The organism is Lactiplantibacillus xiangfangensis, from assembly GCF_001438845.1.
GTDB classification, from domain to species: Bacteria; Bacillota; Bacilli; order Lactobacillales; family Lactobacillaceae; genus Lactiplantibacillus; species Lactiplantibacillus xiangfangensis.
The window spans coordinates 1-21,802 of the sequence record NZ_JQCL01000013.1 but is presented as its reverse complement, the minus strand read 5'-3'; the positions used below and the strand labels follow the sequence as shown (position 1 = coordinate 21,802).

Below are 21,802 nucleotides of genomic sequence, written 5' to 3'. Positions count from 1 at the left end.
TAAGTGAAGTTCTTGGTTTTTTATGCTGGGAAGTTTACGAACCAGCCAGTGGATGCACCGGACGGATTGTCCGGTGTTTAACCACTATTTTATAAATGCGTCTCAATTATACCGAAAGCGTCTCAGTTTGAAAACAACTCATTTCTATCTGAATTTTATGGTAGTATTTTCGAACTAATGAGACTATTCTAAGGATTGTAATCGATACATTTACCGACCAAGCCGTCAACAACACGTCATTACAACGTTTCACGTGCTTCAACAGTTGTTCTAGCCGGTTTTCGGGAGTGAAAACTATGTCTAAATCTCAGATGACGACCGACCAATTAGCACACTTATCCGTCGATCAGTTTTACAAAACTTTACAAACGCACCCAACGGGCTTAACCGACACCGTCGCCGCACAACGACTAAAAGAAGTCGGCCCTAACACGATTCAACAAACCAAGTCACGCTCACAATTTAAAGCGTTCATCAAAAACTTTACTAGTTTGATGGCCCTACTACTTTGGGTCAGTGGCCTAATCGCAATGTTTACCGGGATGTTAGAACTAGGAATTGCCATTTGGGCGGTCAACCTAATCAATGGTTGTTTCAGCTATTGGCAGGAACACGCCGCAAAAAAGGCGACGGATTCCCTCAAAAAGATGTTGCCAACTTATACCCACGTTTTGCGCCACGGCGTTACTCAGCAAATTGATGCCGACGACCTCGTTCCCGGCGACGTCTTTACCATTCAAGCTGGTAACAGTATCTCAGCCGATGCCCGCATCATTGAAGCCACGGCCCTGCAAGTTGACGAATCCGCATTAACCGGCGAATCACTAGCCGTTGATAAGACCCCAACCTATGCCAAGGGCGACGGCCGCTTTGAAGAACAAAACGTTGTTTACGCGGGCACCGTTGCGGTCAACGGTACGGCCACTGCGGTCGCTATTCAGACGGGGATGCAGACCGAATTCGGGCAAATCGCCTCGTTAACGGAACACCAAAAAGATACGGTTTCCCCGTTAACTGCCGAACTCGACCGCTTGACCCGGCAGATTTCACTGATTGCTATTTTGATTGGCTTAATTTTCTTTGTTGCCGCTATCTTTTTTGTCCACTACCCCGTTGCAAAATCATTTGTGTTTGCGCTGGGCATGATCGTCGCCTTCATTCCAGAAGGCCTATTGCCGACCGTGACCCTCTCACTGGCACAAGGGGTGACCCGCATGTCTAAAAAACACGCGCTGGTCAAAGAACTAAGTAGCGTGGAAACGTTAGGTGAAACGACCGTGATCTGTTCGGATAAAACTGGGACCCTCACCCAAAACCAAATGACGATCAACCACGTCTGGCTTCCCGACCGCGAATATACGGTCAGCGGTGAAGGTTACGTCAACAACGGCCAAATCCAATTTAAACAAGCACCAATCGACTTGTCACAACACCCGGCGCTCGCAACAATCGTCCGAGTCGCCGCCCTCGACAACGACACCGAAATTCAAGAAGAAACTTCTGCCAAGCCTAAAATTATCGGGACCCCTACGGAAGCTGCTCACCTCGTGCTGGCACAAAAATCCGGTTTAGATTTAGACCAGCTCAACAAGCAATATCCTAGAGTGCAAGAACTACCGTTTGATTCTGACCGTAAGCGCATGACCACGATTCACATGCAACCCAATCATGCGGGAGCCGTTATTTACGTCAAAGGGGCCTTAGATGGGATTTTAGCCATCAGTGATCAGTTGCTAGAAAACGGTCACGCACGGCCATTAACTGACGAAGACATAACCAAAATCAACGCCGCTAACCGGCATTATGCCGCTCAGGGCTTACGTTCCATGGCCATCGCGTACCGACCATTTGACGGTCAAAACGGGCTCCCCGCAGACAGTGCTGATTGCACAATTGCTAATACGGAACAACACTTAACTTTCGTTGGGTTAACCGTTATGGCTGACCCACCGCGGCCAGAGATTTACGATGCCGTTGAAAAGTGCCATCGCGCTAATATTCGCATTATCATGGTCACCGGGGACAGTCCCCTGACGGCTAAAAGTATTGCCATGAAGATTGGGATCGACGATGACCAAGTTCGCGTCATTACCGGTGACGAGCTCACTAAAATGAACAACACCGACCTGCAAGCGGCCGTGAAACATGAAGTTATTTTTGCCCGGGTCGCCCCCGAACAAAAGTACCGCATCGTTAAAGCCAACCAGTATAACGGCGAAATCGTCGCTTCAACCGGTGACGGCGTGAACGACGCCCCCGCACTGAAACAAGCCGACATCGGTATTGCCATGGGTGTCACCGGGACGGACGTCGCTAAAGACGCGGCCGATATGATTCTGACCGACGACAATTTTGCCTCGATCGTTGCGGCCATTGAAGAGGGCCGGACCGTCTACAGTAACTTGCAAAAGTTCCTGCTCTACATTTTGAACAGTAACGTTCCCGAAGCGATTCCATCCGTGCTCTTCTTATTCTCACGGGGACTAATTCCCCTCCCATTGACCGTTATGCAGATCTTAACGGTCGACCTTGGAACGGACATGCTTCCCGCACTTGGTCTGGGAGCTGAAAAGAGTGAACCTGGAATCATGGATCAACCACCACGCGCCCGGACGGCCCACCTCCTCAATAAGACGATTGTTTGGAAAGCTTTTGGTTGGTACGGCATGATTGCGTCGGTGCTCTCAACCGTCGCCTACTTCTTCGTTAACTGGTTACACGGTTGGCCACACGTTGCCTTAGCAGCCAGTGGGAACGTCTACATCATGGCAACGACCATGACTTTAGCGGCCATCGTCTTTTGCCAAATTGCAGCGGCCATCAACTGTCGGACGCAATTAACTTCCGTCTTCAAGATTGGTCTATTCAGCAACCACCGCATCTGGTTCGGGATTGGCTTTGAGATTATCCTGATTGCGCTCTTAATGTACGTGCCCGTCCTGCAAGGCCTGTTCAATACGACTGGAATTGCGGGTAGTGACTGGGGATTACTCCTTAGCATCCCGATTCCGTTAATCTTAATTGAAGAATTACGTAAAGCCATCGTCCGTCATCACTTAGCTAAATAAACACTAACAGCGATTAGATTCTGCTTATCTTCAGAATCTAATCGCTGTTTGGTTAATCCACTGTTTAACTTACAGTTCACAGTTGATTTCTCATAATCGTAAGTTGTAATCATGGTACAATGTGACTATTAAAAAGACTAGAAGTAGGTGTCATACCATGCGTAAAGTACAATTTTACGGGGCAATCTCAATCGACGGTTATCTCGCCACTAAGGATAATCGGCTAGACTGGCTTTTCCAGACTAGTGGCGCGGACGAAGCCCCAACCAAGACGTTCATGCAACAAGTGGACACTGCCATTATGGGGCGCCATACTTACGAGTACACCATGGAACAAACGACTGATCAATTGATCAATCCGTTTAATCCTGACACACAAAGTATCGTGATGACCTCCGCCCCGCATCCCGGTGACGACCACACGCAATTCACTAACGCTGACGTCACTGAATTGGTTCAAGAACTACGTCAAAAAGCGGGCCAAAACATTTGGATTGTCGGTGGGGCCGGTATTTTAATGCCATTACTGGCAGCGAATCTCGTTGACGAGATGTTCATTCAAATTGCGCCCGTCATCTTGGGCAGCGGGATTCCGTTATTTACAACCATCGATCATCAACAACGCTTCGAACTCGTGGCCACGAATCAGTATGGACAATTAGCTGAAGTGCATTATCGAAAACAGAGTGGGGCAAAAGGCGAGTAGGTTGTGAGCATTAACGTGGATTCAGAAATTATCCCAAACCCAGGGATAATTTCTGAATCCACGTTAAGCGGAGCAAGCTGCCTTTTGACGCACGTTTCAACCAGAAAAATAGGCATCAAAAAAAGGTCCTGCAGAAGTTTTCACTAAATTCTGTAGGGCCATTTTAGATGCCAATATTTTTTTACGACGCCTCGCTTAACTTCATCCGTTTGACGGCATGTCGCAGGAGGATTGGCGCAATCAACGTTGTTAAGATAATGGCCGTAATAACCGCTGAATAGCGATTTTCCGACAATAGTTTTCCTTGGTAACCAATCTGGGCGATAATCAGGGCCATTTCACCCCGCGAAACCATTCCGGCACCAATTTCATAACCACTGAGCCAGCTAAAGCCAACCATTCTGGCACCAATGCCAGCACCAATCAACTTTGTCAAAATGGCCGCGATCGTGATGACCACGATAAACCAGAAGTCACTTAGGAAACCTTTAAACGACATGTTTAGGCCGATGCTGACGAAGAAAACGGGGATAAAAACGGCGTTGCCGATTGGTTGGATATGCTCGTCAATAATCTCGTGATAGTCCGTTTGGCCCACCGCAATCCCGGCAAAAAACGCCCCAATGACGGCACTCAAGCCAATCATGTCTGCTAAGTAGGACAAGCCGAAACAAATGACTAAAGACATCAAGGTCACCGAGGTCGGCACTAACAGCGCGTTCCCTACGGACATCAAGTGCGGCACTAACCATTTGACCACGAAATATAAAGCGATAAAGAACGCCAATTGGATCGTCAACGAGACCGCCAAACTGGTTGAAGCGTGGTTACCGCCCCCGCTGACTTCATTTCCAAATAAACTGATCATCAAACTCAAGATTAGAACGGCGAGTACGTCATCGACCACCGCTGCCCCTAAAATCGTTGTGCCTTCCTTGCCATCCAAAACGCCTAGTTCCTTCAAAACGGCCACCGAAATCGAGACCGAGGTAGCGGCAAACGTTACGCCTAAAAAGAGGCTTTCCGTACTGTTCAAATGAAATAACTGACTACACCAGTCGATGACACCAATTGGTAAGATCACGCCTAAAACCGCGACCAGTAAGCTTGGTTTCCAATATTTTTTTAATAATTGCAAATCACTTTCTAGCCCGGCCATAAACATCAAAATAATCACACCGAGTTCCGCAAAGTCTTTAATAAAACTAGTGGCCGTCACCCACCCCAGTACGGCGGGTCCTAAAATGATTCCACTAATTAACTGACCAATCACGGCGGGCAATCCCATCCGTACACTGATGTGCCCAGCCACCGCCGTCACGATTAATATCAAACTCAAACTTCCTACATAATTCATGCTTACCTCCTAAAAAAGGGTACTTCAAGAAACGACTGTCCAACCCAAAAACAGTCCGAATTCTTGAAGTACCCTTCAACCGAATAATTAATTTATGAAACAAGTATAGCACATTTTCATTTATCTAGCCGTGACGGTCACTTGGTAAAACCGCTATAATAAGTTTATTCCAGTCATTTCGAAAGGACCTCTACCGTGTTTAATATCGTTGATTTTCGCCAACGTTTCTTTTTTCTTGTTTTTTCAATCCTGCTTAACTCCGCAGGCAACGCCCTGACCATTTCTGCCGACCTCGGCAGTGCGGTTTGGACGGGGTCCAGCGTCAACCTGTCCAACTGGATTCAAATTCCACTGGGGACGACGCTACTACTTTACGGCATCGTCGTGACCCTCTTGAACCAGCTTCTACTAGGCCACTTTGACCGCCGGCGCTTCATCTCAAACCTGCTGTACATTATTCCGTTTAGTTACTTAGTTGAATTTATTGGCTATTTTTGGCAGTGGCTGGGCGTCCCAAACTTTTCCTTTACCGCACGCTTGATTTTAAATTTTGTCGGTCTGGTTGCCGTTGCGGCCGCCGTCTCCATTTACCAACGTTGTAATCTGATCCAGCACCCCAACGATGACCTGTCCTATATTTTACGCTTCCGCTTTTTACACGGGTCAGCCATCATTGCGCAATGGGCCAGCTACTTGCCACCGGTGCTGATTATCATTATTTCCTTTATCGCCACCGGTCAGCTTCACGCTATCGGAATTGGGACCGTCTTCGCCTTGGTCGCTCAGGGGGCCATCATGGGCTGGTCCGATACGCACGTCTTTCCAAACCTCAAACACCACGTCGACGTGGTACAAGCAAGCCACCATGCAGGTTAGGCAAGCCAATTTAAAAACGTTTTCAACCATAAAATGCGTTGACATTAAATCAGCTTAGCCCCAATAATGAGAGTATTCTAATTTATTGGACTGAAGCTTATGAACCTAACACAATTAACGAGTCAAATCATTTTAATGTTTCTCTTGATGCTGGTCGGTCTGTTGATCAACAAACTGGGGTTCATGCACGCCCAGACTTCAACTGATCTCACCAACATCTTGTTGTACGTGGTCTCGCCCTGCCTAATTATCAAGGCGTTTGAACAAACATTTTCAGCTGACCGGCTGCAAATGCTAGGACGCGTTATTTTAGGAATCATCATTATCTATGCCATTATGATTTTAGTCACCCAGCTTGTTTTTAAACGCGTCGCCGACCCCAACTTGCGCCGAATCATGCGCTACGGGTCCGTCTATTCCAACGCTGGTTTTATGGGCATCCCATTAACCAGCTCACTATTCGGTTCCACCGGGGTCTTTTTTGCGGTTGCTTCACTGGCTGCTTTCAACATTTTTAGTTGGACCCACGGGATTACCTTATTTACGGGTAACCAGGGTAGCCGCAAAGAGAATCTCAAACAGATCGTTTTAAATCCCAACATCATTGCAATCATTGTTGGTTTGATTTTATTTGTGACCTCCTTCCGCTTACCATCAATTGCAAACAGTGCTGTGACCTACGTCAGTTCGATTAACACGCCACTGTCGATGATCGTTATCGGGAACAGTCTGGCCGACGTCAAACTAAACCGCGAGACCTTGGATAAACGGTTATGGGGCGTCTTATTGCTGCGCAACTTCTTATTCCCTTACCTAGCCATCGTGGTACTCCAATTTATGGGCATTACCGGCATCCCCTTATTCACGACCGTTTTGATGGCCGCTTGTCCGGTAGCCGGAATCGTGGTCTTATTCACGCTGAAGGTCCACGGCCAACCTGGCCCTGCCGTTGCGTTGATGAGTATTTCAACGATTTTAAGTGTTATTTCAATTCCACTGGTTTTTGCCCTAATGAACTTACATTAGAGTGGGCCAAACTGCCTTCTGACCCACGTTTCGACCATAATAATAAGAACAGCCAACCAGAAATTTTCTGATTGGCTTTTTGAATTTTATCTAAAGGTTGAAGGTGCAAAAACTAGTTCAATCATCGCCACGGCACTACTTATCGTTAGAAGATTAGTAGTTTTCGGCGCTTCGCCGGCAGTCAATCCTTAAACTTACCTTTCAACCTCCTTATTGAGACTATTTAATTAGTTTGAATCCCGTTTTTCTTTTTAGCAATGACGTGCGGATAGTGGATAAAGTGGGCGTAAAACCCAACTACTAATACAACAAAGCCTAAACCGCAGACCCCGTACCAGCCAGCAAAATCCCATAATAGGTTACCGAAAAATGATCCGAGTGCGCCACCCATAAAGTAGCCAAACATGAAGACCGAGTTAAACCGACTGCTAGCATTGGACGCGATATTTTGAATCTGCGTTTGATTAGCGACCTGCCCAAATTGCGTCCCCAAGTCCAAAATAACGATGCCAACAATCAGACCTGCCAACCGGGTGCCAAACAAAATGAAAACAACGTAAGCCACCGTTGATAAGACTAGTCCTAGGCCAATAATCGTCCGCGGACGGAACCGGTCAGCTAACCGGCCAATCAGCGGTGCGGCTAACACGCCGGTCACGCCAAGTAAGGCTAGTAATCCGGCTTCACGACTGCCCCAGCCGTACTGGTGTTGCAAGTAAAAAACTAGAGTCGCCCAGAAAATATTGGAAACGCCGAACAACACAAATCCATTCACAGCCGCTGCTCGCAACACGGGATACTGTTTTACCAGTTGAGGAACCGTTTTGATCATTGCCCTATACGTCGTCGTATGGGCCGTCACTGGATCCCGTGGCAATTTTTTAATTAAAACAATCCCTAACAAAGCAATCATGACCGCCGCAATCAGGTAAACGTCCTGCCACGGTAACACGCTGGCGAGCACCCCGCTGACCGTCCTTGAGAGGAGCACCCCAACAAGTAACCCGCTTAAGATATTGCCAAGCACCCGGCCACGTTGCCCCTGTGGTGCTAGGAATCCGGCGTACGGAATAATCACTTGCGGCGCCACCGATGTCACCCCAATCAGTAAACTGGCCGCCGCGTATACCCAAATATTGGGCGCCATGAAGGCCAATAAAGCTGACAGAATTGCTAGGGCGAGCAACCGCAAAATCAACGTTCGTCGGTTCATAATGTCGCCCATTGGGACAATCAATAGTAGCCCGAACGCATAGCCTAGCTGCGTTAACATGGCAACGGCTCCTACGACGGCATTCGCTAAGTTAAATTGTCGTGCGATATCCGCTTCAATTGGTTGAATGTAATTAATATTGGCCACGACGATTGCTGCCGAAACCGCCATGAGTAAAACGGTACTTCGATTTAAAGATTTACTTTTCACAATTAGGTCCTTTCAATGTAACACCACAACCACCAACAAGTATTATCATCAAAAGGCCTGTTCAACTCTAATAATCAACCAGTGCTTAAGTTGCTGATCCACTGGTAAGGTTCGCGTAGTCATCATCAGCCAATCCACGCCTTTGCAGCAGTTAAATCCGCCACCGTGTGCGTTGGTTTTTCAGTGCGACTTGGTTTTGCCTGATCACGGTTGATCCACAGCATTGGCCATCCCATCTGTTCGGCAGGTACAACGTCGGAGTCGTATCCCCGTGCGACATGCCAGTGGTTTGCTGATGTGAAACCAAACTGTTTCTGAACGGCTTCAAAGAACGCCAAATCTGGCTTGTAAGCTTGCACGTCTTCAGCGGTAATCACCACGTCAAATGGGACTTTTAACGTCGCTAAATTTGCAGACATGATGTCCCACGAGGAATTGGACATGATGATCAACTGATAACCCTGATCGTGCCAAGTTTGAAGGGCCGGCACAATGTCCGGATACGGCAACAAATTCCGCTGGATCTGTAACCCTTCAACATAGTGGCTTTCAAAAAAATGTTCTTGGTCAAACATACCATCTAAGTGTTTTAAGTTTTCCCGCACTAAGTCAGCGAAGTCCAAGTATGGTTGAACACTGACCGGGTCATCTTCATAAGATGCATACGCGTTTCTAACGGCTTGCGGATCTAGCCCCGCAGCCAATGCTAAATTTTCGATCCATTGGTATACCGGATCAGTGTTGATTAAAGTGCCGTAACAATCAAACGTCAAATAGTTACTTTTCATCATTTTCAATCACCTTTCATGTACTCAATATCATTTTAGCACAGCCGTTTTTTTGAAATTGGCCTAGTTTTTAGTAACCGCCATTTTCCTTTACCAAGGCGGATATGTGTGATTGGTATAGTTATCGTGCTATACTTATTAATTGTGTGTTATAAATTATTTTATGAAAGGACGGTACTATGCCAACCAACAATTCCACCTTACCTTTAGATGCTAACGGTCAACCGTACCACCGCACGTGGTTAGTTTTAACCCTGCTAGTCGGAACCTTTAGCACTTTTATTACCCAAACGTTGTTAACAACCGCGTTCCCAACGTTAATGAACTATTTTAATATTTCGGCGAACGCGGTACAGTGGTTAACCACCGGCTTCATGCTGATCATGGGAATAATGATTCCCGTCAGCGCTTGGATGCTGACGCGAATCAACTCCAAGTACTTGTACTTAGCGGCAATGATTATTTTCGGACTGGGAACCATTCTGGCCTACCTCTCCGTCAATTTTCAAATGTTGCTGATTGCCCGGATGATTCAGGCGATGGGGGTTGGTATTTCCGCCCCAGTTTTTCAAACCATCATGTCGTCGGTGTACCCGCCAGAAAAACGGGGCTCTGCCATGGGAACCGCGGGGATCGTTATTGGCCTAGCACCCGCAATTGGCCCGACGTTATCTGGATGGATCATCGACAACTATAATTGGCGTGCCCTATTTTTATTCATCATGCCCATCAACTTAGCCGTCATTATTATTTCATTTTTCACACTCCGCAAAGTTTTGCCAACGTCTAAGCAGCCCATCGACTGGTGGTCAGTTCTAATTTCCACCATCGGTTTTGGGAGCATGTTATACGGCTTCTCTTCAGTCGGTGAATCCGGCTGGGGCGACCCCGTCGTCATTACCACTTTGATCATTGGGATTATCTTTATCGGTCTGTTTGTTTATCGACAATTGCACATGGAACAGCCATTATTGGAACTACGGGTCTTTAAGATCCCGGCATTCACCTTATCAGCTATTCTGACCGCCCTCGCCTACATGGCCATGATGGGGGTCGAAATGATCTTACCGATGTACATTCAAACGGTTTTAGGACGCTCCGCCATGGATTCTGGGCTCATTTTGCTACCCGGGGCCATTATGATGGGGATTATGAGTCCTATTACCGGCCGCATTTTTGACCACATTGGTGCGCGGCGTTTAGCCATGACCGGGATGTTACTCCTAACAACTGGAACGGCCTTCTTCCTATCCATTAGCGCAACGACCCCGATTCTTTGGATCATCGTTGTCTATGCAATCCGGATGTTTGGCTTAACCATGGTCACCATGCCCGTGACAACTACTGGAATCAACGCCCTACCATTTAACTTGATTTCTCACGGGACTGCCGCTAACAACACGTTACGCCAAGTCGCTGCCTCCATGGGGACCGCCGTGCTGATCAGTGTTTACTCCAATGTTTCTAAATGGAATTTACCTAGTCAACACCTGCTCACATCAGCACCTTTAAAATATAAATCAGCAACCATCAATGCGACGTTGACCGGCTATCACATGGCCTTCATCGTATCATTGATCTTTTGTGCCTTTGGTTTTCTTTTAAGTTGCTTACTAAAAGCACATCACTCTACTGAGGTTGAACGGGAGGACGATGCAGCATGATTATTCTTCTTTTAATCTTAGCGACGTTCGTATTCGCCGGAGCCATGATCTTTGGTCACGCTAGTCTGACTCGCAACGTCACCGTTGCCATCAGCTTCGTTATCATTGCGGGCAGCCTCATTGGTTTGGCGGGTAACGATACTGCTCACTGGGGAATGCACCAAGTGACCACGACCACAATTGAAGATTTAGTGCCCGTGCGTTCGCAACGGGCCGCATTACTCAACCAGCCCCTTGGCACTGGTTCCGAAAAAACGGTGATTTACCGGGTCGCTAACGCTGCTAAGCCTAGTCATACGGTAGCAGACGCGACGACGACAACTAAGATTACGACCGGTACGGCAGCACAAGTCCAAATTGCCACGACACGTTGGGAATATCGTAACCACGTGGTCAAGACCTTGTTCCGCTTAGGCGCCGGCAAGGCCACGGTTGTCAATCGGCATTACATCTTTACGATTCCAACGTCATGGACCACCGTGACGTTAAAAGCCAAAAACTAAATCACAGTAAAAAAGAATTGGTTTGAGAAATTTTCTCAAGCCAATTCTTTTTATTTGATACCGCTTAATGCCGTAACAACAACGTGATTAAGGCTAATGCACTCACAACTTGAATCGTCCCGACCCCTAATCCGTATAATGCGAGGCGCTTGCCGGCCTTCAAAAAGTTAGCTAGATTTAATCGCAAACCAATCGCTGCTAAGGCGGTAATTTCAAACCAGCTACTAATGGTGTGCGCGGTCGCACCCACGATGGCCGGCAAAGTAACTAAACTGTTGAGGGCACATAGGATCAGAAATCCCGCTACGTACCACGGTAACCAGTGCCCACTACCATTACCGCTAACTTCAGCGTCTTCGGCTAATTCATTTTCAATCGTCCGCTTGTGAAGCCGTCCAAAAATTAAGACGACGACAACTAACATCATGATCCGCATAATTTTAAAAATAGTGGCAAATTGAACCGTCGTTTGGTTGACCATACTAGCGGCAGCCACCACCTGACCTACTGATTGCAACGTTCCACCAATCAAGGCCCCTTTTAAAATGACGCTTCCGCCAAAGATGGCACCTCCTAATAGTGGCAGGGTCAGCATTAAGACCGTCCCCATTAAGTTAACTAAGGTAATGACCGTTCCCTTATCATCTTCATCAGCCTCAATCACTGGTGCAATCGACGCAATCGCGGATGAGCCACAAACGGCGTTCCCACCAGCCATTAATAACCGCATGTTTTGACTAAATCCTAAGCGGTTACCGAGCCAAAGTGCGCCCACGATCGTAATGGTCATTTGAATCAAAATGAACCCCACGCCCCAGCCACCAATTTTGCCGATGGTCTGAACCGTCATCGTTGCCCCAAGCAACATTACGGAGTACTCCAATAACTTACTTTCCGCAAACTTAGTCCCCCGACTAAGTTGTGGCTGTTTCAAAAATGTGTTCCCACCAACGATTCCTAGTAAAATCGCAATCGTAGCTGCGCCTAACGCTGGAATATATTGTGCCAAGAATTGGCTAATAATTGCAATTACCACACTCATCCCTAAGCCTGGTAAGATCCTTTTGACCGTCATTCAATCCACTCCCGTTTTCTTCGATAGCTTTTAGTATACGGAAATGATTTACATTTGAGAAATAAATTATTATGATAGTTACTATTAACAATCGTAATAGTAATGTATTCCGGCCCGATAGACACACAACAGTAAGGAAATCGCCATGTTTAAACAATTACAGACATTCAAAATCGTCTACGAGACCCGTAATTTTTCACACGCAGCCGCGCAACTCTTTATTTCACAGCCAACCGTTTCGACACAGATCAAGCAGTTAGAAACTGAACTGAACACCACCTTGTTCACTAGAAACGGTCGTCAGGAAATTGTACCAACGGCCAGTGGTAAACTGCTGTACCGTCAAGCTCAGCAATTACTTGAAACTTGGGATACGACCAAAGCGGCAGTCCGCGCGACCGGTCAATTAGTCAAAATTCCGTGTCGGATCGGTGCATCCCACACGACGGGTAACCTGATTCTCCCGGGACTATTAGCAACCCTAGCAGAATACGGCGAACACTTTGATTTTCAGGTCAACCTAGCCAATTCAGCGGAAATCTTAACGGCCATGTCCCAACATAAGCTGGATTTTGGCCTAGTTGAAAAGCCGCTGGTCACGGACAACTTGAACCGACTCGCCTTTGGACACGACGAACTCGTCCATGCGGGCAACTTCAACAGTCCCCTCTGGCTATTACGCGAACCAAATTCTGGCGTCCGCCACTATACTAACGCCTTTTTAAAGGCCCGTAACGTTCAGCCCCAACAAGTCATGGTCATTCACAGTAATCAAGTGATTGCGGACTTACTAGACCAGGGCGTCGGTCAATCGATTATTTCACGACACGTCTTAACCGACCGGGTCCCCGTTGAACATTTAAGCGACCACTATCAACGTCAGTTCTTTCTACTGACCAAAACGCAACCCAACGCTGATTTAGAATCAATCCAGCAAGTGATTACCAACTATTTACAACGGTGGCATTAGCTCAAAATAAATCAGGGCCATCAGAAACTCACTGCTTCTGATGGCCCTGATTTTTCTATTTTCAGCTAATCTTTTACAATAACTTGCCACTGTTTCCAGACAGCATCGCTACTATACTGCGTACTACTACGGTACGCCGCGTCACTCATTTTTTGTTGACGTTGTGGATTTTCCAGAACCTTCGTTAAGGCGGTCACGAGTTGATTGACCGCACCATTCTTAACCAGGTAACCATTGCGGCCGTCTTTGATGATATCTTTTGGACCGTAATTGATATCGTACGCCACGGCAGGAACCCCGTGACTAAGTGCTTCGATTAGCGATAAGGGCTGCGCATCGCTTTCCCCAGCGTAAACGTAAGCCCCCGACAGATTGTAGTCCTGTTGCAAATCGACTTGGTAACCCGCAAAGGTCACAACACTGTCCAAATCAAGCTTCTTCACCTGTTCTTTAAGTGCATCGACGGCACCACCGTACCCGTGAATCAGTAAGGTTGCGTCCTTAATCCGACGCCGAACTTGTGAGAAGGCCGTAATGATTTGGTCGACACGCCGTTCATTATCAACGCGTCCAGTATAAATAATTTGGTGGGACCGCCGTGCACTCATGGCAACGTGTGGCTGACTGGCCTGGTCTTTGGAAACGACCGCGGCTGAGATTGCCCGGATTGGCCGTTTGGGCTTACCACCTAACCACTTACTAAGATCATCACGTTGTTGTGGGGTGCTGGTAATGACTCCGTCTAAGGACGTTAAGTACTCGTGAATTCCATAGACGTAAGCGTTATTCAAATTAGCATAGACCTGGTCTTGTGGATCGACCGTATGCGGTGTTGGTAACCATAAATACTTCTGAGCCTTGCTTTGCATGTTGATAACCGGCCACTGTGCCGCTAATGGTCGGTCCGCGATGAAGACGTTATTTTCGCCATTAGCACGGTTTAATTCATCTAAGAAGAACCGGTAAAATTCTAATTCACCATTAAAGTAATAGTCTTTACCATGGTACCCAATCAACTTACACATTGAGACCGTGTTCGCGCCGTTACCGTCGTGTGCGTAGTATTGTTCCGCAAAGCGACTGCCATCCGGCCGATAAAAAATATCCGTTACCGCTTCACCATTCGGCGCAATAAACTGATCCCGGGCTTTGAATCCCCGTTCGTCATAGTCAGTTCGTTGAACCCGGTTATTGAATTTATCAAAAATTTCCACGTAATAAACGTGGCCAACCGTACTCGGGACAAAGTGAACTTTGGCGATCAACCGGTCACCGGCATGCACTTCGCTCACGTTCGGGTTAGGCTTAATTTCGTAAGCCCCTGGCCAATTTAAATCTTCAATCTTCAAAACGTGCGGTTCAAACGTTGCCGTTCCCCGGAAGAAATCAAAGAGGTTCGCCATTTGATTGTCTTCCAGATTAAACCGCCGCATATTTTGATGTAACAAACCGTCAAACTGGCGGGTGACCAGCTTGGCCGGTGTTTGGTGTTCTTTGAATAATTGCAGCCGCTTAAACTCCGCGTGTTCCACACCGGAATTTAAGGCCATCACGTATTGATTAACAAAAAAATACATTATGCTTCCCCACCTTCCGTTTGGTAAAACGCCTTCGCTGCTGCCATCAATGGCTCCCAACGTTGCCAGACCGCGTCGGTTCCATACCGTTTTGCGTCTTCATAGGCTTGCTTGCTGAACGCCTGACTTTTATCAGAATCACTCAATAAGTCGATCATTGCAGTCGCTAACGCAGCTTCATTATTAACGGGGACTAAGATCCCATCTTGACCGTCTCGAATAATGTCTCGTGGACCGTATTTAACGTCGTACGCCACCTGTGGCACACCGTGGGCTTGGCCTTCTAAGAGTGCCAAAGCAAAACCTTCCGCCCGCGACGTTAGCATCGCGAGTTGAGCGTGATTATACACACTCGTCAAATCAGTCGTATAGTCGTTAAACGTCACGCTATCCGTTAGGTTCAGATCCGTGACTAATTGTTTTAATTTCTTGCCAGTATCCCCGTTAGCGTAACCCCAGAAATCCAGCGTCGCATTCTTCACCGTTTGCCGAACTTGTTTAAATGCCCGAATCACTTGGTCCTGTTGCTTTTCTTCCGCTAACCGCGCCACAAAAATAATCTTTCCGGGCGTCCGCGTCTTCCAAGCTGGATGTCTAGCTTTTAAGGTCGCATCGGGAACGATCCCAACCGGAATCGTATACGTTGCCGGCTTGCTTCCATAGCGAGCAACGAAATCCTGCGTTTGTTGTTCCGTTGATGCAATCACACCATTCCACTGAGATAAGTTATGCAACGCATAGGCATAATTAAAGTTCAAAGTGGCGGTCTGTGGATGTGCCGGATCGTTCACGTGATTACTGTGTAAATGCATCACTTTAAAGGCTTTGGTCTGCATGTTTAAGGCCGCATAAGCGAGTTCGTAAGTCCGGTCAATTACGAAAACTGCACCGGGCGTCTTCCGATTTAATTCATCTAGGAAGAACGTCGTCATTGCCGTTTCACCCGTAAACGACCAATCCTGACCGTGATAATTCACAAACCGGTACAGTGAGTTCTGGACTTGGCTTTGCCGGTCCGGCATGTGAAAGGTCTGATACACCACGTTGCCGTCAGGATCAAAGACTTGTTCACTGGCAACCTGCCCATCAAACGTATAAAACTGTTCTAGTCCCTTGAACCCACGTGTATCGTACCAATCCGTCTTGACCAACTTTCCTTTTTGGTCATAGTACTGAACGTTGTTCAATTGTTTTTGCGTGTTCGCAAACGTATTGACGCGCATCAGCAATTGGTCACGCTGATAAACAATGTAATTGCGTCCATCCGCTTCAATTCGTAAATCATCGGCTAGGTGTAAATCTTCAATCGTTAGCTTAACTGGTTTAAAATCCGATGATTGTTGCAAGTAATCAAATAAATTAATCTGATTAGCTTCCGCAATACCGGCGTCTTTTAATGTTTTATGTAGTGACAATGAAAAGAAACGCGTCACCATTTTGGCGGGCACCTGATGCTGATTAAAAAGTGCTAGCCGCTTCATTTCAGCGTGTTCGATCCCTGATTTTTTGGGATTAATACTGGTATTAACAAAATAATACATATTTTTCGCTCCCTCGTGTCCACAATGTGCCTGACGCCTATGATTATAGCAAACTTCGAGCACCCGGTTTGTAATTTACTCACAGACTTTACCATTTCATCAGTCTTATCGACCTAATTTGAGCGTTTACTTTTCCATCGTCAAAATTGACGACTACTTTCAACTAGTCATACTATTCACTAATTAATTGACACGATTTGGCTAACTTTATGCGCCAAGTGCCTAATTATTTTTGTTACCGCTTAACTAATCGCGCCCTAAATGTTAAAATTCAAAGTGAATACATTTAAATACAGGGAGTGAACATCCGTATGAAAGTTAAAAACATATTATTATCATCATTAGCCGCAACTGGCGCGATCGCCCTCGGCACGACCGCTGCTAAGGCTGACACGGTGACTGTCAAAGCCGGTGATACGGTTAGCGAAATCGCCGTGACACATAAGTCGACCGTTAAAGCGATTCAAAAAATTAACCATTTAAAAAACGTCAACTTAATTTACATCGGTGATAAGCTCAACGTTAACACCCGCCACGTGGTTAAGAAAACGACGGCGCACGCAGTCGTTCCAATGGGCGCCGTTACGACCGCTCCAGCTAGTGCTAACACTAGTACGACACCGGTAACTTCGAATAGTAGCAGTACTAAAACTATGACAACAACTACTCAACACGCAACTAGCCAAACTAGTGCCGCATCAACGACCAGCGTTGCCAGTAGCAGTCGTACTAGCCAAGTTAGTGCAGCTTCAGCAACACAAACTGTTAGTCAGGCGCCAGTTAGCCAAGCTAAGTCTGCTAGCTCAACTAGCGTTACGAGCAGTAGCAGTAGCACCAGCCAAGCTAGCGCTGCTTCAGTGACGAGTACGGCAAGTCAAGCACCCGCTAGCCAAGCTAAGTCGGCCAGTTCAACCAGCGCCACTAGCAGCAGTGCCAGCCAAGCACCTAAAGCCGTTCAACAAAGCGCCAGCCAAACCAGTACTGCACCAGTGAGTGCTGCTAGCCAAGCGAGTGCAACGAGCCAAGCTAAAGCTAGTTCAACGACTAGTGTTGCCAGTCAAGCACCTAGCCAAAGCACTAGTTCAGCCGCATCTAGTCAGGCCAAAGCCCCAGCTGCTACCACAACGACTACGGCAACGACCGATACGTCAGAATCAGCAGCCCAAGCATGGATTGCTTCTCACGAATCCGGTGGCTCTTACACGGCAACTAACGGTCAATTCTATGGTAAGTATCAATTAACCAAATCGTTATTAAATGGCGATTACTCACCTGCTAATCAGGAAGCTACTGCCAATACGTACGTTCAAAACCGTTATGGTTCATGGAGCGCCGCTAAAACGTTCTGGCTCAATAATGGTTGGTACTAAATAAATACGTTAAATCACTGAGATACCATTTATTGGTGTCTCTTTTTTTAGAGTGGGCAAAAAGGCGGCTAGGTTGTGAGCATTAACGTGGAACAAACTGCCTTTTTGCCCACGTTTCAGTTAAAAGGCTGGAACCTTCATAACTAATTTCTAAACGACATTTATTCCGGTTACTTACTTTTCCCGAAATGCGCGCGGTGTCTGCCCAATCGCCGCCTTGAACTGAGTACTGAAATAACTGGACGAACGGAACCCACATTGCTGCGCAATCACCTGCACGGTCCAAGTAGTCCCTCGTAGCAATTCCTGCGCATGTTCTAACCTAACTTGTTGTAAATACGCTAACGGTGTCAGCCCAGTTGCCCGCCGAAACACGTGATGTAAATAATACGGCGCCCCGTGCGCTAACGTAGCCAGTTCCGTTAAAGTTAAATTTTCCGCATAATGGTGTTCAATAATCGTTTTGATTTCTGTCACCCAAACATCCGGTGAAACTAAGTCACCAGTTGGCCGACACCGTTTGCAAGGTCGCAAGCCCGCTTCAATGGCTGCGGTAGGTGTTTTAAAGATTTGAACGTTGCGTTGTAACGGCAATCTGGACCTACAGCTGGGACGACAAAAAATCCCCGTACTCATCACACCGTAATAAAATTGCCCATCGGCATGATCGTCATTTGATTGAATGGCTTTCCACTGACGCTTAGTTGGTCCCATCACACTCACCTCCATACCAGCAGTATAACCGCTTTTCTGTCAGCATAACCTTATCCCACATTAAAAAGCAAGATTCTTAAACATTGCTGCTCACTTTGTCTGCTATACTGGCGATAATCAAACAAAGTGAGGTCAACATTATGAAGCTCGTTTTAAGTTCAGTGACCATTGATCACCAGACCTACTGGCTTGGGAGTACCATTCAAGGCTTAGCCTTCGTTGGGAGTGCTAACGGTCCCAAAAATGAATGGCAACGCTTTTACCCTGAGGCGACACCATCCATCGATCAGCAAGCTAACCAAGTCGCAGCAACTGCCTTAACAACTTATTTAACCGGCACATCCCAGTCCTTTGACCTTTTCCTTGACCAAACGTCCGGCACCCCATTTCAACGCCAAGTGTGGCACGCCTTACAACAAATTCCATACGGTCAAACGGTGACCTATTCCGAATTAGCCACCACTTTAAACCGACCGACTGCTGTCCGCGCGATTGCGAGTGCCGTGGGTAAAAATCCGCTCCTAATTGTCGTCCCCTGCCACCGCGTCTTGCGCAAGGATGGCACGTTAGGTGGCTATCGGGGTGGTTTAGTGATGAAAACGGCCCTGTTGAGCCTCGAGAAAAATAACGCGTGATAAATTAGCGGAAACTTGCCTGACTTACGGAGTTATGCCATTATGAACATATTCTATGTATTGGGGGCGACACAATGCTATCGGTAGCACACATTAGTAAAACCTTTGGCACGGTTAAAGCGTTAAACGACGTTTCGTTTGACGTCCATGACGGGGAAATCATGGGGTTAATCGGTCAAAACGGGGCTGGTAAATCAACCACGTTTCACAGTATTCTCAACTTTCTCGCATTCGACGGCCAAATTACTTGGAATGGGCAACCGCTAACTGCGGATGACTATAACCAAATTGGTTACTTACCTGAAGAACGTAGTCTAATGCCCAAACTAACCATTACCCAACAAATTGTCTACTTAGCACGCTTAAAAAATCAACCGGCTAGTATTACTAAGCCCAAGATTAAGGAATGGATGCAACGCTTCGCTGTCAAAGGACAACCCAGTGACCGCATTAAAAAGCTCTCCAAGGGGAACCAACAAAAAGTCCAATTGATCTGCACCCTGATTCACGATCCACAACTGATTATCCTAGACGAACCGTTTAGCGGCCTGGACCCAGTCAACGCCGACTTATTAAAGCAGGCCATCTTAGACGCTAAACAACGGGGCGCGACTATTATTTTTTCAAGTCACGATATGAGTAACGTTGAAGAAATCTGCGACGCCCTCGTCATGTTGCGCAACGGGCAAGCCGTACTCAAAGGCACGATCGACGATGTTCGTCAACAATTTGGCCGGACCCGCCTATTCTTGACCACTGATTGGACCAGCGACCAGCTAGCCGCACTGAATGGCGTAACGAATGTCAAAACGATTGGTCCACAACGGTATCAGCTGCAATTAGCCGACGCCAACGTTGGTCCAGCCATCTTTGACGCGGTGACGGCCGGCCATTACGTTCCAGAATTTAGCCAGCAACCACCAACCCTAGACGAAATTTTCCGAACCGAAGCAGGAGGTGGCGTACATGAATAAGACTTGGATCGTTACGTTAGAAACTTATCTACGTCAGGTCAAATCATGGAGCTTTTTGACGCTAGTCTTAATGCCCTTTCTCTTCGTCGGCTTGTCTTTTGGTCTCTCCTACTTAGCGGTACCCAGTCAAAGTAAGAGCGATATCGCCGTCATCAGTAAGGACACGCAGCTCCGTGCGAACTTCATCCAAAGTAGCGGCGTGGCAACCACTGATAAGTACGACACCGTCGCTAGTGCGCAACGGGCCACTAAGCGCAGTGATATCAACGGCTACCTGACCTTATCTATGCAGGATCAACAGTTAAAAGCAACCTTTCACGGACCCGACGCCGTCAATAGTGGTGATCAAGCTAAAATTCAACGGTTCTTAGCGACTAACCAAACGGCCTTAAACCTGCGTTTAGCTAAACTATCGCCCAAGCAGACACGGGCTTTAGCGGTTCAACCAAAGTTTAAGCAGTCGTTACAAAAAAAGACCGCCACGAACAAACTGGCTAAACGAATTTCTTTCTACATCATCGTTTTCTTTGTTTACTTAATTCTGACGACCTATTCATCCATCACGGCCCAAGAAATTGCCGCGGAAAAAGGGACCAAGATCATGGAAGTCATTTTCTCAAGCACGACACCGCGGAAATACTTCAACGGTAAGGTGTACGGGGTCTTACTCGTAATTGTGACCCAACTTTTAATTTACCTCTTAGGGGGCGCAGTGATTGTTCAGGTCGCACAACACAGCCGGGTCACGGCCAACTTATGGTCGCAAAATACCGGGGTGATCAACCAAGTCTTGCATAATTTGTTATCGATCAACTTGCTCTTTGCCCTTCTGGCCGTCCTGTTGTACACCGTTATTTCGGCTTTCTGTGGCGCACTCGTGACCCGGATTGAAGATGCTAGTAAGGCGTCACAACCAGTCGTCTACCTTAACCTAATCACCTTTGCTGTGGCCCTTGCCTTTCAAGGCAATCCCACTAATACGTTTGTCAGAGTTTTCTCGTACGTGCCGTTCTTCTCGTCGTACCTGATGCCGCTGCGCTTAATCAATAACACTGCATCCGGCCTACAAGCTGGTATTTCAATGCTCCTATTGATTGCAACGATCGTTGGTAGCATGGCCTACATTGGCCGCATTTACGGTGGCTTAATGCTCCAGACGGACGAACTTGGCTTCTGGGGTAATCTGAAACGAGGACTTACTTTGAAGTAACCATTTTTATCCTTCAATATAGCTTTAAAGATTGAACAATCTAAAATTAGCCGCTCCATCGGACAGAATTGGGTGCTCTGGGGGACGGTCCCAGCCACAGAGTTGCGCTTTTTGCAATTGTCCCAGACGAGGAGCAAGACGCTTTTCAGGCTTGGTCCGGTCCCACGACCGTATGTTATCAGCGACAACCGGACTAGGTATCATTAATGTAATAACACTCAAGTCTAAATTTAACTTTTAATCCAAATAAAAACAGGTGTCAAAATTAGGGCTCTTTGTCAACGGCTGTTGATGAGGAACTTTATGAGGAAACCAGTTCATTTTC

At 47.0% G+C, this 21,802-nt stretch carries 18 protein-coding genes and 1 riboswitch; of the genes, 11 read left to right on the top strand and 7 right to left on the bottom strand.

The features are described from left to right. Nucleotides 1-6 precede the first annotated feature (6 nt). Nucleotides 7-51: riboswitch (PreQ1 riboswitch) on the bottom strand. 245 nt (nucleotides 52-296) lie between these two features. Beyond that, nucleotides 297-3,068: a cation-translocating P-type ATPase gene (locus tag IV64_RS01600; RefSeq protein ID WP_057705417.1), complete on the top strand. Its 2,772-nt coding sequence runs from the start codon at nucleotides 297-299 to the stop codon at nucleotides 3,066-3,068. A 157-nt stretch (nucleotides 3,069-3,225) separates the two neighbouring features. Then, a complete protein-coding gene (locus IV64_RS01595) occupies nucleotides 3,226-3,774 on the top strand; it encodes a dihydrofolate reductase family protein (RefSeq protein WP_057705416.1) in 549 nt (182 codons plus the stop codon). A gap of 181 nt (nucleotides 3,775-3,955) precedes the next feature. Here the strand turns inward: IV64_RS01595 and IV64_RS01590 are convergent, their stop codons facing one another. Beyond that, nucleotides 3,956-5,131 carry a cation:proton antiporter gene (locus IV64_RS01590; RefSeq protein WP_057705415.1) on the bottom strand — a complete coding sequence of 392 codons (1,176 nt, stop codon included), beginning with the start codon at nucleotides 5,129-5,131 and terminating at the stop codon, nucleotides 3,956-3,958. A 195-nt stretch (nucleotides 5,132-5,326) separates the two neighbouring features. On the opposite strand from IV64_RS01590, the gene IV64_RS01585 reads away from it, so the two are divergent. Continuing rightward, nucleotides 5,327-6,007 carry a DUF6198 family protein gene (locus IV64_RS01585; RefSeq protein WP_057705414.1) on the top strand — a complete coding sequence of 227 codons (681 nt, stop codon included), beginning with the start codon at nucleotides 5,327-5,329 and terminating at the stop codon, nucleotides 6,005-6,007. Nucleotides 6,008-6,106: 99 nt separating this feature from the next. After that, complete coding sequence (locus tag IV64_RS01580; protein WP_057705413.1) at nucleotides 6,107-7,033, top strand: AEC family transporter; 927 nt, start codon at nucleotides 6,107-6,109, stop codon at nucleotides 7,031-7,033. A 223-nt stretch (nucleotides 7,034-7,256) separates the two neighbouring features. Here IV64_RS01580 and IV64_RS01575 read toward each other — a convergent pair whose 3' ends face one another. Both IV64_RS01575 and IV64_RS01570 read right to left on the bottom strand, forming a co-directional pair. Continuing rightward, nucleotides 7,257-8,456 carry an MFS transporter gene (locus IV64_RS01575; RefSeq protein WP_057705412.1) on the bottom strand — a complete coding sequence of 400 codons (1,200 nt, stop codon included), beginning with the start codon at nucleotides 8,454-8,456 and terminating at the stop codon, nucleotides 7,257-7,259. 125 nt (nucleotides 8,457-8,581) lie between these two features. Then, the gene (locus IV64_RS01570; protein ID WP_237757291.1) at nucleotides 8,582-9,247 is read right to left on the bottom strand and encodes an HAD family hydrolase; all 666 of its coding nucleotides are present in this window, start codon (nucleotides 9,245-9,247) and stop codon (nucleotides 8,582-8,584) included. Between the two features lie 176 nt (nucleotides 9,248-9,423). On the opposite strand from IV64_RS01570, the gene IV64_RS01565 reads away from it, so the two are divergent. Then, the gene (locus IV64_RS01565; RefSeq protein ID WP_057705411.1) at nucleotides 9,424-10,908 is read left to right on the top strand and encodes an MDR family MFS transporter; all 1,485 of its coding nucleotides are present in this window, start codon (nucleotides 9,424-9,426) and stop codon (nucleotides 10,906-10,908) included. Beyond that, on the top strand, nucleotides 10,905-11,411 hold the full coding sequence (locus IV64_RS01560) for a DUF4811 domain-containing protein (protein WP_057705410.1): 507 nt from the start codon (nucleotides 10,905-10,907) through the stop codon (nucleotides 11,409-11,411). The genes IV64_RS01565 and IV64_RS01560 overlap by 4 nt, the downstream gene beginning before the upstream one ends. A 64-nt stretch (nucleotides 11,412-11,475) precedes the next feature. Here IV64_RS01560 and IV64_RS01555 read toward each other — a convergent pair whose 3' ends face one another. Then, the gene (locus IV64_RS01555) at nucleotides 11,476-12,486 is read right to left on the bottom strand and encodes a YeiH family protein (RefSeq protein WP_057705409.1); all 1,011 of its coding nucleotides are present in this window, start codon (nucleotides 12,484-12,486) and stop codon (nucleotides 11,476-11,478) included. A 145-nt stretch (nucleotides 12,487-12,631) separates the two neighbouring features. Here IV64_RS01555 and IV64_RS01550 point away from each other — a divergent pair, with 145 nt between their 5' ends. After that, a complete protein-coding gene (locus IV64_RS01550) occupies nucleotides 12,632-13,456 on the top strand; it encodes a LysR family transcriptional regulator (RefSeq protein ID WP_057705408.1) in 825 nt (274 codons plus the stop codon). A 65-nt stretch (nucleotides 13,457-13,521) separates the two neighbouring features. On the opposite strand, the gene asp1 is transcribed toward IV64_RS01550, so the two are convergent. Further along, on the bottom strand, nucleotides 13,522-15,033 hold the full coding sequence (asp1, locus tag IV64_RS01545; RefSeq protein WP_057705407.1) for an accessory Sec system glycosyltransferase Asp1: 1,512 nt from the start codon (nucleotides 15,031-15,033) through the stop codon (nucleotides 13,522-13,524). Then, complete coding sequence (locus IV64_RS01540) at nucleotides 15,033-16,574, bottom strand: glycosyltransferase (protein ID WP_057705406.1); 1,542 nt, start codon at nucleotides 16,572-16,574, stop codon at nucleotides 15,033-15,035. The genes asp1 and IV64_RS01540 overlap by 1 nt, the downstream gene beginning before the upstream one ends. 311 nt (nucleotides 16,575-16,885) lie before the next feature. Here IV64_RS01540 and apf point away from each other — a divergent pair, with 311 nt between their 5' ends. Continuing rightward, nucleotides 16,886-17,944, top strand: a complete 1,059-nt coding sequence (apf, locus tag IV64_RS01535; protein WP_057705405.1) for an aggregation-promoting factor — start codon at nucleotides 16,886-16,888, stop codon at nucleotides 17,942-17,944. Between the two features lie 174 nt (nucleotides 17,945-18,118). On the opposite strand, the gene IV64_RS01530 is transcribed toward apf, so the two are convergent. Next, nucleotides 18,119-18,658: a bifunctional transcriptional activator/DNA repair enzyme AdaA gene (locus tag IV64_RS01530; protein WP_057705404.1), complete on the bottom strand. Its 540-nt coding sequence runs from the start codon at nucleotides 18,656-18,658 to the stop codon at nucleotides 18,119-18,121. A gap of 140 nt (nucleotides 18,659-18,798) precedes the next feature. On the opposite strand from IV64_RS01530, the gene IV64_RS01525 reads away from it, so the two are divergent. The 3 genes from IV64_RS01525 (at nucleotide 18,799) to IV64_RS01515 (ending at nucleotide 21,477) form a co-directional block, all read left to right on the top strand. Then, nucleotides 18,799-19,293, top strand: a complete 495-nt coding sequence (locus IV64_RS01525; protein WP_057705403.1) for a methylated-DNA--[protein]-cysteine S-methyltransferase — start codon at nucleotides 18,799-18,801, stop codon at nucleotides 19,291-19,293. 74 nt (nucleotides 19,294-19,367) lie between these two features. Next, on the top strand, nucleotides 19,368-20,267 hold the full coding sequence (locus IV64_RS01520; RefSeq protein WP_057705402.1) for an ABC transporter ATP-binding protein: 900 nt from the start codon (nucleotides 19,368-19,370) through the stop codon (nucleotides 20,265-20,267). Continuing rightward, nucleotides 20,260-21,477, top strand: coding sequence for an ABC transporter permease (locus IV64_RS01515; RefSeq protein ID WP_057705401.1), 1,218 nt, complete (start codon nucleotides 20,260-20,262; stop codon nucleotides 21,475-21,477). Before IV64_RS01520 ends, IV64_RS01515 begins: the two co-directional genes overlap by 8 nt. Nucleotides 21,478-21,802: the final 325 nt, after the last annotated feature.